We start from the raw sequence: 12,295 nt of genomic DNA on the forward strand, positions 1-12,295 counted from the left end.
CCATGCTTCTGACCATTGATTCCGGGAACACCAACGCCGTTTTCGCTCTGTTCGAGGGTGAGCGCCTGGTGGCCCAGTGGCGTTGTTCATCCAACGCGCGCCGGACGGCCGATGAATATGCGGTCTGGCTGACGCAGCTGATGGCGTTGAAAGGCATCAAACCAAGTGATGTGGAGGGCTGCATCATTTCGAACGTGGTCCCGGCCGCCAGCCGCGAACTGGACCGTCTGGTTTCCAACTACTTCGATTGCAGTGCCTTTTCCGTGGAAGAGGCGGTCGCCGCCTACAACATTCCCATAAGGATTTCGCGTCCGGAGCAGGTGGGTGCGGACCGCCTGGCCAACGCCGTTGCGGCTCACGAGATCTATGGCGGTGCGCTGATTGTGGTGGATTTCGGAACGGCGACGACCTTCGACATGATCGATCCCGACGGCGGTTACAGCGGCGGAATCATCGCCCCGGGGATCAACCTGTCCATGGATGCGCTCTACAATGCCGCGGCCCGCCTGCCGCGCATTGCGGTGGAAAAGCCCAGGGCCGTGATCGGGGACGACACTGTTACCGCCATGCAGTCCGGTGTGTTCTGGGGGTATATTGGACTGATCGAAGGGCTTGTTTCGCGTATTCAGAAGGAAAAGGACCAGGCCCACACGGTCATCGGAACCGGCGGGCTGGCGCCCCTGTTTCACGAAACGACCGATGCGATCGATCACGTCAATCGTGACCTGACGGTCATCGGATTGCGAATGCTCTATCACACATACAGGAAGGCACCCGCGTGACCAAGAAACGCAAGACTGCTCCGGGCATTCATACGCCGGGTGACGATGAACTGCTGTTCCTGCCCCTGGGGGGAACGGGTGAGATCGGTATGAACATGAACCTCTATGGGCATGCCGGACAGTGGCTGATGATCGACCTGGGCGTGGCTTTCGGCGAGCATGACTTGCCGGGCATCGAAGTGGTCATGCCCGATCCGGACTTCATCGTCGAGCGGGCGAACAGCCTGGCCGGCCTGGTGCTGACCCATGCGCACGAGGATCATATCGGTGCGGTCAGCTATCTCTGGCCGCAACTGCGCTGCCCCGTCTATGCCACCCCCTTCACGGCGGCCTTGCTGCGCCGGAAGTTCGCCGACGACAAGGCGACGGACGTACCGGAGATCATCGAGGTGCCGCTGTCCGGGCAGTTCCGGGTGGGCCCCTTCGAGATCGAGCTGGTGACCCTGACGCACTCCATCCCCGAGCCCAACGCCGTGATCCTGCGCTCGTCCTGCGGCACTGTCCTGCACACGGGCGATTGGAAGCTGGACCCCGATCCCCTGGTCGGGGACAACTACGACAAGCAGCGCCTGGTTGCGCTTGCCGATGAGAACGTCCAGGCCATGATCTGCGATTCCACGAACGCCATGGTCGAGGGCGATTCCGGATCGGAACTGGATGTGCGTGCCGCGCTGGAGCGCGAGCTTGCCGGACTCAAGGGCCGGGTGGCCGTTGCCTGTTTCGCGAGCAATGTGGCCCGGCTGGAGACGGTCATGCATGTGGCTGAAACCCATGGGCGTCGCGTGGCCCTGGTGGGACGCTCGATGCACCGGATCATCGCTTCGGCCCGCGAGGCCGGCTATCTGCAGAACATGCCGGCGCTGATCGATGTGCGGGATATCGATTACCTGCCCCGTGAAGAGGTGTTGCTGCTCTGCACAGGCTCTCAGGGGGAGCCGCGGGCGGCCCTCTGGCGCATCGCGAACGGGGACCATCAGGATGTGGAACTGCAGGAAGGGGACAGCGTGGTCTTCTCGTCACGGGTTATTCCGGGCAATGAGAAATCCATCCTGGCACTCTACAACCTGCTTTCGGACCGGGGGATCAACCTGATCACGGCCGATGTGAAGCGGGATATCCATGTCTCCGGCCATCCCTGTCGCGACGAGCTTTCGCAGATGTACCAGTGGGTGCGTCCCCGTGTGGCGGTTCCTGTTCATGGTGAACCGCGCCACCTGGCGGCCCATGCCGCCCTGGCGCGCGATTGCCAGGTGCCGGAAATCATAGACACGCGAAATGGCGCGATGGTGCGCCTGGTCCCGGGACCTGCGGAGGTGATCGACCATGTCCACAGTGGCCGCCTGGTCGTGGATGGTACGGTGCTGCGTGAGTTGGAGAGTCCCGTCCTGCGCATGCGCAAGCGCATGGTCTTCAATGGCTCGGCGGTGCTGACTCTTGTGGTGGACGATACGGGGGACCTGGCTGCCGATCCGGTGCTTTCGGCCAGTGGTCTGTTCGACATGGATAAGGAACCGCAGATCGAGGAGGATGTCCTGGATGCCGTAGAGGATGCGTTACATCGTCTCAGTCGTCAGGATCGAGGCGACGATGATGCCGTTGGCGAGGCGGCGCGTGTGGCTGCACGGCGCGCCTTGACACGGATTCTGGGCAAGAAACCGATCATCGAGGTCCAGGTCATCCGCCTGGACTGATCCGGTGGAATGGGTTTTCCTCAGGCAAGGGCAAGGGACGAAGCAGAAGGACGAACTGGCATGATCGGGCGTTTGAACCATGTGGCCATTGCGGTGCCGGATCTGGAAGCCGCCGCGGCAAGCTATCGCGATACCCTGGGTGCCCAGGTGTCGAAACCGTTGGACCAGCCCGATCATGGCGTAACCGTGGTTTTCGTCGAGCTGCCCAACACCAAGATCGAGTTGCTGCGCCCGCTGGGCGAGGACTCGCCCATTGCCAACTTCCTGCAGAAATCGCCTGCGGGCGGCATCCATCATATCTGTTACGAGGTGGATGATATCCATGACGCACGCGACCGACTGGTCTCGCAGGGTGCACGTGTCCTGGGGGATGGCGAACCGAAGACCGGCGCCCATGGAAAACCGGTCCTGTTCCTGCACCCCAAGGATTTCTTCGGAACCCTGATCGAACTGGAGCAGGTCTGACAGGAATGACTTCGATGCAGTGTCTTTGCGATGACGGCCGGACCGTCCAGGGTGAGGTGATCGGGCGATGAACTGGTTTACCGGCTTGATGGTCTATATCGTCGTCTGGTGGCTGGTCATCTTCACCGTCCTGCCATGGGGGGTGAGGCGCAATGAGAACCCGGAGCCGGGCCATGAGGCAGGCGCGCCGGAAAACCCCATGCTGGGACGCAAGGCGCTTGTCACGACTGTCATCAGCGCGGTCATCTGGCTGATCATTTATTTCGTGATCGAAGCCGATATCATCTCCTTCCGCGACCTGGCGCCCGACATCTACTCTTGAGGGACCGGGCAATCGGCCGGACTCCTGAGTCCCGATGGCCGGATTTTCATAACGGATCGAGACAAGACTTCGGGCAAAATCTCTGAACTGCTGGAAGGCTCATGCACCTCGACGAACTCAAAACTCCCAACCTGCTGCTGAATGAGGGCGTCCTGCGCCGCAATTGCGAGCGCATGTCCCAGCGTATGAAGCGGGCGGGCCTTGCGCTGCGCCCGCACATGAAAACCGCCAAATCGAGTGATGTGGCCGGTTACGCAACAGCAGGCCATACAGGCGCAATCACGGTCTCGACACTGGATGAGGCAAGGTATTTCTCGCAGGCCGGTATCCGCGATATTCTCTATGCCGTCAGCATGATCCCGGCGCGTTCCGAAGAGGTCATGGCACTGCAGGCCAGTGGCACAGGGATGCTGCTTGTGGCCGACAGTATCGAGGCGGTCGCCGGATTGGCTGAACAGGCACTGAGCCTAGAGACGCGCTTCCAGTTCCTGATCGAGATTGACAGCGGCGGGGGCCGCGCAGGCCTGCTGCCGGATGCGCCTGAACTCCTGAACGTGGCCCGCGCGATTCACGAGGCACCGGAACTTGAGCTGAAGGGTGTGATGACCCATGCCGGGCATGCCTATGAGGTCCAGGGATTCAGCAGACTGCGTGAGGTCGCGGAGCAGGAACGCTCGGCACTTGTGGATGCGGCGCAGAGGCTTCGTGAAGCGGGCCTGCCCTGTGACATTGTCAGTGCTGGCTCCACGCCCACTGCTGTCGCGGCCGAGAGGCTGGATGGGCTCACCGAAATGCGTCCAGGCGTTTATGTTTTCAATGACCTTGATCAGTTGGGGATCGGTAGCTGTCAGTGGGAGGACCTGGCATTGTCCGTCCTATGCAGCGTGATCGGACATAACCGCCATACCGGAGCGCTGCTGGTTGATGCGGGTGGATTGGCGTTGTCGAAGGACGTCAGTGCAAAGCGCTTTCTTGACGATGTTGGTTACGGCTGGGTTTCCGGCCTGAATGGCAAGCTTCTTGAGGGCCTGTTTGTCGAAACAGTGCATCAGGAGCATGGACTGCTGCGTCAGGCCGGAGGGGATTTGGATTTCACACGATTTCCGATCGGCACGAAGCTCAGGATCTGGCCAAATCACGCCTGCATGACCGCGGCGGCTTATCAGGGCTATACGGTGCACGATTCAGAGGGAACAGTCATCGGTCAGTGGCAGAGAACCAACGGCTGGTAAAGCGCCTGAACAGCGTCCCTTGCAGAAGAGAAGATGCCTGGCCTAATTCGGGAGCTGTTCGTGACAAAAACAAAGGCAGGTTCGCTTTCGCGACCTGCCTGAAAGGATGCGGGCTTTAAGCCTCTTGGATCCTTTTCTCTTGCCCGTTTTCTTCTAGGGGAAAATCGGGCGGCGTTCCTCCGCAGACTTGGTATCCACGCACCCTTGCGTGGACGATCGTGAAAGTAAGGGAAAGAAATCGCGGAGTCATCACAATTTTATGCTGCGCTGCAGTATGGAGCAGTCAAAAAAGAACGGCCCGCTTGCTGTGCGCGGGCCGTTCATCTTGTAATGTTATCCCTGTTTACAGGAAGGCAAACTTGATCGCGAAAAGTATGGCGATCAGGTAGACCGCAATCGGGCACTGCGCCGGACGGCCGGAAAGCAGCTTTATGACCGCATAGGAAATGAATCCTATCCCGATGCCATCCGCAATGGAATAGGTGAAGGGCATGGCGATTGCCGTGATCACCGCCGGCGTCGCTTCCGTGACATCCGACCAGTCCAGTTCGGCAATGCCGCGCGCCATGATGCAGGCCACATAGAGCAGGGCCGGGGCCGTGGCGTAGGAGGGGATGGTATTGGCCAGCGGCGAGATGAAGAGGCACAGCAGGAACAGTGCGGCCACCACGACGGCCGTCAGCCCGGTGCGCCCGCCCTGCTGGATACCCGCAGCGCTCTCGATGTAGCAGGTGGTGGTTGAGGTGCCGAGCAGGGAGCCCGCGACCGAGGCCGAGGAGTCCGACAGAAGGGCTTGCCGCAGGCGCGGCAGACGGCCGTTCTCGTCCAGCAAGCCACCGCGGTGGGCGACACCTACCAGGGTGCCCGCCGTATCGAAGAGGTCAACCAGCAGGAAGGTGAAGACGATGCTCACGAGGCCAATCTGCAGGGCGCCGCCGATATCCAGCTGCAGGAACGTGGGTGCCGGATTGGGCGGCAGGTCGATGAAACCCTTGAACTCGGAAATGCCCAGGCTGACGCCGATGGCCGTGACCAGCAGGATGCCGATGATGACCGACCCGGGAATGCGGTGGACGTCCAGGGCGACCATCACGAAGAAACCGAAGAGGGCCAGGATGGCCGGCCAGGCCGTGAGGTCCCCGAGCGTTATCAAGGTTGCCTCGCTGTCCACGACGATGCCGGATTCTTTCATGGCGATGATGGCCAGGAACAGGCCGATGCCGGCCGAGATCGCCATCTTCAGGCTGCGTGGAATGGCATTGATGATCCATTCACGCACCGGCAGCAGGGAGAGAATCAGGAAGAGGACACCCGACAGGAAGACGGCCCCCAGGGCGACCTGCCATTCGTAGCCCATGCCCAGCACGACGCCATAGGTGAAATAGGCGTTCAGTCCCATGCCCGGTGCCAGTGCAATGGGATAGTTGGCGTAGAGCCCCATAACCAGCGTGCCTATGGCCGCCGCCACGCATGTGGCCACGAAGACGGCACCGAAATCCATCCCCGTTTCCGAAAGGATCGCCGGATTGACGAAGGTGATGTAGGCCATGGTCAGGAAGGTGGTGAAGCCGGCCAGGACTTCGGTACGCACCGTCGTGCCATGCTCGGCCAGCTTGAAATAGGATTGCAGCATCTTGCCCCCTTTTTGCATGCCTTCCGCCCTTGTCCGACATGGCGGCAGGCGCTTCCAGTTTTTGACGCCAGGAAAGTATTTTCCCCCTTTTCGCCAGCGTCTTTTCCTTTGCCGAAAAACGCGCCTAAGCTATCCTTTTCCCATGGTGAAAGGCTACAGCTTATTTCTTGTTGCGGCTTTCTTGGCACTTCCCCTTTCTGTGGCAGCGGAAAGCGTAAAAGTCACGATTTCCGCTGCGGACTGTCAACTGTTACAGCCCTATACGCCGGAAAGCGGACAGGATCCGGCTTACAAGCCCGGTGTGGATGTGGAGGGAAATGCCGTTGCACCGGCCGACCTTGGTGGTGGCAGCCAATTCGAGCTGCCGGAGTCGTTCACCTTTCCCCTCGAGGTCACCCCCTTTCCGGACAGCGCCTTTTCCTCCTCGGCGATCCGACTGGGTGAGGTCCGAGTGGACGAGGATGGGACTGCCTATTGGAATGGCGACCCCCTGACAGACAGGGATCGCCAGTTGGTGGCGAAGGAATGCCTGGAAAATTCAAAGTAAGCAGAGAAAACGACCTGCCAATTCAAATTTTTGGTGCATTTCCCGCTGTGAGGGCTATTCTTTCTCAACCATAAGGTGGGGATTCAAGCTGGAGGGCGCGCGGTGGTGCTACAGGCAAGGGAAGTTGCGCTTATCGAGAAGGATTATCCGGACTTGTATCGGCTGTACGCCTATTGGCGGAGCCTGGCGCCTGGAGGGCAGCTCCCGCTCAAGAAGGATCTGGACCCCCTTGAACTTCGCGAATGGCTGGATTGGCTTTTCCTGATCGAAGTCACGCGAAACGACCAAGGGGCATTGGATTTCAACTTTCGACTTGTCGGCGAGAGTATCAACGCGATCCATCACACGCGTTTGAAGGGCAAGCGCCCGCAGGACCTGAATCCACCCCAGTTCGGGCGCATGCTGTATCGTCATTACTGCGAGACTGTCGAACGCGGCGAAGTGCTGGTCCACTGGGTCGCCGGTTGGGAGAAAAGCAAGGCCCCGGAGTATTACCGGATTCTCCTGCCGCTTGGCGGCGAAGACGGAAAGATCGGCTATCTGTTGGCCGCCGACCATCACCCGCCCAGCCTTCGGCAGATTTCGGAACGATATTTCCGTGAAGCCGAACGGACGTCGCAGGATTCGGCCAAGCTCCTTGAGTTTCGCTGTCATTAGAGGGGGGGGTCGCATAGGCGTTGGTGTCGAGGCGGCTTGTTAAGCGCGGTGGTGCTCCCATCTGATGACCCTGTAGTCATCATTAGACGAGCGCTGGCGGTTTCATCATGACGTGGCTGTTTATTGTGGCGGGACTGGGGCTGCTGCTTCTGGGCGGGGAAATGCTGGTCCGCGGGGCCGTCGCAAGTGCCACGCGGTTGGGCATCTCCCCCTTGCTGGTCGGCCTGACCCTGGTGGGTTTCGGCACCTCCACCCCGGAATTGCTGACCAGCATCAATGCGGCCCTCTCCGGTTCCCCTGGCATCGCGGTCGGCAATGTTGTCGGCTCGAACATTGCGAACATACTGCTGATCCTCGGACTTTCCGCTCTGCTTTCCCCCTTGCTGGTTGACCCTGCTGCGCTCAAGCGCGATGGAGCCATGTTGCTGGTTGTCAGCCTGGCGGCCTGCCTGTTGGTGCCGTCGGGCGAGGTGACCGCGGTGATGGGGGGCGGGATGGTGGCGACCCTGATGGCATATGTTGTCTGGTGCTACCTGCAGGAAAGCCGTAGCCAAGACGCTGGTGCACACATGCACAGGCACGAGGCAGAAGCCTTCGTGCCTGTGCATGCGTCACCGCTTTGGCGAAGCCTGACGATGGCGCTGATCGGCTTGGCCTGCACGTTGGCCGGTGCGAAGTTGCTTGTGTCCGGTGCCATCGAACTTGCCGCGGCTGCTGGTCTCTCGGAAACACTGATCGGCCTCACCATTGTGGCGGTGGGCACGTCACTGCCGGAACTGGTGACCTCGGTCATGGCCGCCTTGCGCCGCCAGTCGGATGTGGCCTTCGGCAACATCGTGGGCTCCAACCTCTTCAACCTGCTGGGCATCCTGGGAGTGACCGCCCTGGTCGAGGATATCTCCATACCGCAGAAAATTCTGGACCGCGACCTTTGGGTGATGCTGGGGGCGACCCTGCTGCTGCTCGTTGCCGCCTGGAGCGGCTGCCGGCTGTCGCGCCTGGAAGGCGGGATCTTCCTCGGCGGCTATCTGGTCTATATTGCCGTGCTTGTGACCGCCAGCGGATAGTCTCAGCGCTTCAGGTCGGGCAGACCTTCACGGTAATGGCGGCTCAGCGCGCTCGCATGACGGTGCAGAAGGCCGATATCCCCGCCCACGGCTACGAACAGGGCGCCTTCCTTGAGACACTGCCAGGCCATTTCCTGCTCGGGCGCCAGAATTCCCGGTGCCTTGCCAGCGGCCAGGATGCGGGCAAAGGCATGCGAAATGGCCTCACGAACCTCGGGGTGACCGGCATTGCCCAGATGGCCCAGGCTGGCCGAGAGGTCGGCGGGGCCAATAAAAACCCCCTCCACACCTTCAGTTGCGGCGATGGCGTCTATGTTGTCCAGGCCTTTCACGGTCTCCACCTGGACCAGCAGGCAAATTCCTTCATCGGCTGTGGTGGCATAGTCGGGAACGGTGCTGAAACGGGAAGCTCTGGCAAAGGCACTGCCCACGCCACGCTGTCCGTGGGGCGGATACTGGGTGGCGGCCACGAGTTCACGAGCCTGTTCGGCCGTTTCCACCATGGGGATCAGCAGGGTCTGTGCCCCGATATCCAGCATCTGCTTGATCAGATGCGTCTGGCCGATAGGCGGCCGTACGATCGGGTGCACCGGATAGGGCGCAAGCGCCTGCAACTGCTGAAGGATGGACCGGACATCATTGGGAGAGTGCTCCGCATCGACCAAAAGCCAGTCGAATCCCGTACCGGCACAGACCTCAGCAGCATAGGAATCGGCCAGCGACATCCAGAGGCCGATCTGAGGCTGCTTTTGTCTCAGTGCCGTCTTGAACGAGTTATCCTGCATGTTAGTCCCTTGTAAATGCTAAGAAAAACACAGGTCAACGTGGTTGAGAACGCACCTGTCATCTGGAACCCTAACGCTGTGCATCCTGGCGCGATAGACCTAGTCGTTGTGTGCAATCCTCAAACCGGATGTAGCCTGTTTCAGGCGCTCTCTGATAGGCGCCGAGTTATACTGCGGGAGAGAAATCCATAGGGGATCAGCAGGAACCAGGCGTAGAGAGCTAGGCTTTCAAAGAACAATGCGCATAGGATCGAAGCCAGACCGGCAAGCGCGCCCCCCAGCAATCCTATGCGGATAATACGAACCATTCGAGCTTGATCCGGATCCTCCTTCAGAAGCGGCAGGGCAGAGGAAAGCATGGTGATCAGCAGGCACCAACTGATCGTCAGGATACCGGAGAATCCAATAATGGAACCACGATCGGCATCGAAAATGACGAGATTGTTCAGGCTCCAGGGAGTCAGGGTCACGCTTGCCAGGAACAGCAGGTTCAGAAGGTAGAGCCCAGGCGTTGCGGGTGGCAGGTGGTCGGTCACGAGATGATGAAGCCGCCAGAGATTGCCAACGATGAAAAAGCAGATGAAATAGCCTTCCAGCGTGCCACTGTTCTGGTACAGCACGGTCAGGAAATCGGCGTTTCCGTCGGTATCGGGGAGTTTGAGTTCCAGGGCCAGCAGGGTCAGCACGATGGCGAAGATGCCGTCGGAAAGGGTTTCAATCCGCACCAAGGAAGGTGTGAAACGGCTAAGTGACAAATCAGCCCCCTGTTTTTTTCCACTGTCACCGATGACATGCTCTATTGAGCAGCCACTTTACGTTTATGCAAGCTTTTGGTGTGTATAAATTATCGCGGAATGGGGTTGTATGCTTCACCTGCTGTGGTCAATAGGTGGCGTGCTGACAGGTCAAATAACGGTATGAATGGAGGGTACCTTGATTCATCGTCTTCCATATGGTTCCGGCAAAGTTGTCTGTATGTTGTCGATTATGGCTGTGCTGCTGTTTGCCGGAGGTTTGTCGACTGCTGCCGCTCCGGACGACATGAGCAATCAGGCTCAAGAGGAACGAAAAGCGATAAACCAATTGATGGAGCAGTTCTACAAGGGTTTCTCGGAGAAGGATGCCGATATGCTGGATGGCCTCTATACCGATGATGCCGACTGGACCAATGCCTTCGGGCATGAGGAGACAGGCAATGATGCAATCATCGAATATCTGCGGGGCCTGTTCGCAGATTCATCCTTTGCCGCAGGTGAAATCAACTCGGCTCCCGATATTACAGTATTGCCGATCAATGAAGGTGCCGTGATGGTAAAGACCTTCGTGAAGATCAAGGGACAGGAAACCGCAAACGGGAAGGTTCTGCCTGTGCGTCACAACTATTCCATGAAGCTACTTGCGCGCCAGCCGGATGGTTCATGGTTGATCAAGGCAGACATGTATATGGATGCGCGCAGCGATGTCACGTATCAGCAGAAATAGCTGTGCCGAGGTTGCTGTAGGGAGAGCACAAGAGTTGGTGGCAAGCTTATAGTGTCGGGTTGTTCGCCGAAGCGTATTAGGGTCTTGCTGTGGAATTAAAAAGAGGAAAAGGAAATTTTCCAGAGTGATTGGACTAATTGTCGTGAAAGGAAAATCTTGAAGTATGTTTTTCTATCGCGATGATGATCATGCGGGGGAGAGAAATCACGTCAACTCTCGCCCGGAAATCACATAAGCTGCAGGGAATATTCCAGGATCATGTTGGCAACTGAATCATCCAGCGTGCTGGTGATGGACGACCAGATAGAGGTATGCCGTCTGGCTGTCCAACAGTTGGAGAGAATCGGCCTGCGTGCCCAGGGTGTCTGTACGAAACCGGAACTGATCTCGGCGCTGGACCAACTGCCTCCCGACCTGTTGCTGTTGGACCTGTCGCTTGGCGACAGCGATGCTGTCGAGATTTTCCAGATGCTCAGCCAGCGCAGTTTTGCCGGATGCGTCATCCTGATGAGTGGGCATGGTGGGGCAGTCCTGGAGCACGCCCGTCGCATCGGCCAGCGCAGTGGCATCACGATAGGCGGTGTCTTGCGCAAGCCCTTCCGGCAGAAGGATCTGCGCGACCTGCTTTTCAGCAAGTCAGCACCGGCAGTTGGCGATGAGGATGAAGAGATATCAAGCGATGACCCCACGCTTCTGCAGCAGGCATTGCGCGAGAAATGGCTGGAGTTCTGGTATCAGCCCAAGATCGAGCTCAAGCATCTTGAGGTGATCGGAGCGGAAGGCTTGGCGCGCATTCGTCATCCGGAACGGGGCATCCTGTCGCCGGCGGCCTTCCTGCCGGGGGCGGGGACGGATGCTTTGCATGCCCTGACGATGCAGGCGGTGGAGGATGCTTTTGCCATGGGGCGTCGCCTCGAAGGCCTGCTGCCTGAGCCCCGTCTTTCGATCAATCTGGCGGGCCGGACACTGCACCATCCCGCCTTGTTGGACCAGTTGAAAGGCATTCGCGATCGTGCCGAATCGCCGGCACGACTGACCTTGGAGATCACAGAAAGTGACGTGATTGAGGATACTGAGGCGGCCCAGGAATTCGCCACGCGCGCCGTGCTACACGGCTTCGCCGTTTCAATCGATGATTTTGGCAGCGGCTACTCCACCTTCGAGCGTTTGCGCCATATTCCCTTCTCTGAATTGAAGCTGGAACGCACCGTGGTCAAAGGTTGTGCCAGTGACCGGCAGTTGCGGAGCATTTGTCAAGCTGCCGTTCAGCTAGGCCATGATTTCGAAGCCGAGGTCGTAGGCGAAGGCGTTGAGGGTGCCGCCGACCTGGAAACCCTGCGCGAACTGGGGTTTGACCTGGTGCAGGGCTTCTATTTTTCACGTCCCCTGCCCGTGGATGATTTTCTAGGGTATGTTCAAAATCGCCAGAACAGGTGAGATACCTGATGGAAGATGCCCAGGCCGAAATCCGAACGGACGGTCCACGAGCCAAGCGGTCCAGGCTTCAGGTATCAGGCTGGCGTCAAAAGAACAGTGTGCTCGTCTCGCACGCAATGAGCCATCGGCCTGGAGCAGGGTCCAGCCGGGCCTGGAAGCTACGCTTTACCGTCATCGGCTATGACCGGCCGGGGG

General features: G+C 59.2%; 13 protein-coding genes. 10 read left to right on the top strand and 3 right to left on the bottom strand.

All coding sequences use genetic code 11. The annotated features are described in order from the left end of the window. Positions 1–2 precede the first annotated feature (2 nt). The 5 genes from BP38_RS0109340 (at position 3) to BP38_RS0109360 (ending at position 4,492) form a co-directional block, all read left to right on the top strand. Entirely contained in the window at positions 3–782 is a 780-nt protein-coding gene (locus tag BP38_RS0109340) for a type III pantothenate kinase (protein WP_026987516.1), read from the top strand. Then, entirely contained in the window at positions 779–2,473 is a 1,695-nt protein-coding gene (locus tag BP38_RS0109345; protein ID WP_245602375.1) for a ribonuclease J, read from the top strand. Before BP38_RS0109340 ends, BP38_RS0109345 begins: the two co-directional genes overlap by 4 nt. Positions 2,474–2,533: 60 nt before the next feature. After that, positions 2,534–2,938 (top strand): methylmalonyl-CoA epimerase, encoded by a 405-nt coding sequence (gene mce, locus BP38_RS0109350; protein ID WP_026987518.1) that lies wholly within the window; start codon positions 2,534–2,536, stop codon positions 2,936–2,938. 67 nt (positions 2,939–3,005) lie between these two features. Further along, positions 3,006–3,260 (top strand): DUF1467 family protein, encoded by a 255-nt coding sequence (locus BP38_RS0109355; protein WP_026987519.1) that lies wholly within the window; start codon positions 3,006–3,008, stop codon positions 3,258–3,260. Between the two features lie 101 nt (positions 3,261–3,361). After that, positions 3,362–4,492: an alanine racemase gene (locus BP38_RS0109360; RefSeq protein WP_026987520.1), complete on the top strand. Its 1,131-nt coding sequence runs from the start codon at positions 3,362–3,364 to the stop codon at positions 4,490–4,492. 343 nt (positions 4,493–4,835) lie between these two features. Here the strand turns inward: BP38_RS0109360 and BP38_RS0109365 are convergent, their stop codons facing one another. Continuing rightward, complete coding sequence (locus BP38_RS0109365; protein WP_026987521.1) at positions 4,836–6,125, bottom strand: NCS2 family permease; 1,290 nt, start codon at positions 6,123–6,125, stop codon at positions 4,836–4,838. A gap of 181 nt (positions 6,126–6,306) precedes the next feature. Between BP38_RS0109365 and BP38_RS19895 the strand changes: the two genes are divergently transcribed. The 3 genes from BP38_RS19895 (at position 6,307) to BP38_RS0109380 (ending at position 8,396) form a co-directional block, all read left to right on the top strand. Continuing rightward, positions 6,307–6,672, top strand: a complete 366-nt coding sequence (locus BP38_RS19895) for a hypothetical protein (RefSeq protein WP_155992325.1) — start codon at positions 6,307–6,309, stop codon at positions 6,670–6,672. Between the two features lie 102 nt (positions 6,673–6,774). Then, positions 6,775–7,329, top strand: coding sequence for a PAS domain-containing protein (locus BP38_RS0109375; protein WP_026987522.1), 555 nt, complete (start codon positions 6,775–6,777; stop codon positions 7,327–7,329). Between the two features lie 107 nt (positions 7,330–7,436). Beyond that, positions 7,437–8,396, top strand: coding sequence for a calcium/sodium antiporter (locus tag BP38_RS0109380; RefSeq protein WP_035724476.1), 960 nt, complete (start codon positions 7,437–7,439; stop codon positions 8,394–8,396). 2 nt (positions 8,397–8,398) lie between these two features. Here BP38_RS0109380 and hpaI read toward each other — a convergent pair whose 3' ends face one another. Then, positions 8,399–9,181, bottom strand: a complete 783-nt coding sequence (gene hpaI, locus BP38_RS0109385; RefSeq protein ID WP_026987524.1) for a 4-hydroxy-2-oxoheptanedioate aldolase — start codon at positions 9,179–9,181, stop codon at positions 8,399–8,401. 140 nt (positions 9,182–9,321) lie between these two features. After that, positions 9,322–9,936 carry a TMEM175 family protein gene (locus BP38_RS19900; RefSeq protein WP_162175143.1) on the bottom strand — a complete coding sequence of 205 codons (615 nt, stop codon included), beginning with the start codon at positions 9,934–9,936 and terminating at the stop codon, positions 9,322–9,324. A gap of 178 nt (positions 9,937–10,114) precedes the next feature. Between BP38_RS19900 and BP38_RS0109395 the strand changes: the two genes are divergently transcribed. Together BP38_RS0109395 and BP38_RS21740 are read left to right on the top strand one after the other, a co-directional pair. Then, entirely contained in the window at positions 10,115–10,663 is a 549-nt protein-coding gene (locus BP38_RS0109395; protein ID WP_162175144.1) for a YybH family protein, read from the top strand. A 258-nt stretch (positions 10,664–10,921) separates the two neighbouring features. Beyond that, on the top strand, positions 10,922–12,100 hold the full coding sequence (locus BP38_RS21740; protein ID WP_051609172.1) for an EAL domain-containing response regulator: 1,179 nt from the start codon (positions 10,922–10,924) through the stop codon (positions 12,098–12,100). The last annotated feature ends 195 nt before the right edge of the window (positions 12,101–12,295 follow it).

It is taken from the genome of Fodinicurvata fenggangensis DSM 21160 (assembly GCF_000686045.1).
In the GTDB taxonomy this organism is placed as follows: domain Bacteria; phylum Pseudomonadota; class Alphaproteobacteria; order Kiloniellales; family DSM-21159; genus Fodinicurvata; species Fodinicurvata fenggangensis.

Excerpts from the sequence above, each read along its gene's own strand:
- BP38_RS0109340 (WP_026987516.1), top strand. The coding sequence starts at position 3 with ATGCTTCTGACCATTGATTCCGGGAACACCAACGCCGTTTTCGCTCTG.
- mce (WP_026987518.1), top strand. The coding sequence starts at position 2,534 with ATGATCGGGCGTTTGAACCATGTGGCCATTGCGGTGCCGGATCTGGAA.
- BP38_RS0109355 (WP_026987519.1), top strand. The coding sequence starts at position 3,006 with ATGAACTGGTTTACCGGCTTGATGGTCTATATCGTCGTCTGGTGGCTG.
- BP38_RS0109360 (WP_026987520.1), top strand. The coding sequence starts at position 3,362 with ATGCACCTCGACGAACTCAAAACTCCCAACCTGCTGCTGAATGAGGGC.
- BP38_RS0109365 (WP_026987521.1), bottom strand. The coding sequence starts at position 6,125 with ATGCTGCAATCCTATTTCAAGCTGGCCGAGCATGGCACGACGGTGCGT.
- BP38_RS0109380 (WP_035724476.1), top strand. The coding sequence starts at position 7,437 with ATGACGTGGCTGTTTATTGTGGCGGGACTGGGGCTGCTGCTTCTGGGC.
- hpaI (WP_026987524.1), bottom strand. The coding sequence starts at position 9,181 with ATGCAGGATAACTCGTTCAAGACGGCACTGAGACAAAAGCAGCCTCAG.
- BP38_RS21740 (WP_051609172.1), top strand. The coding sequence starts at position 10,922 with ATGTTGGCAACTGAATCATCCAGCGTGCTGGTGATGGACGACCAGATA.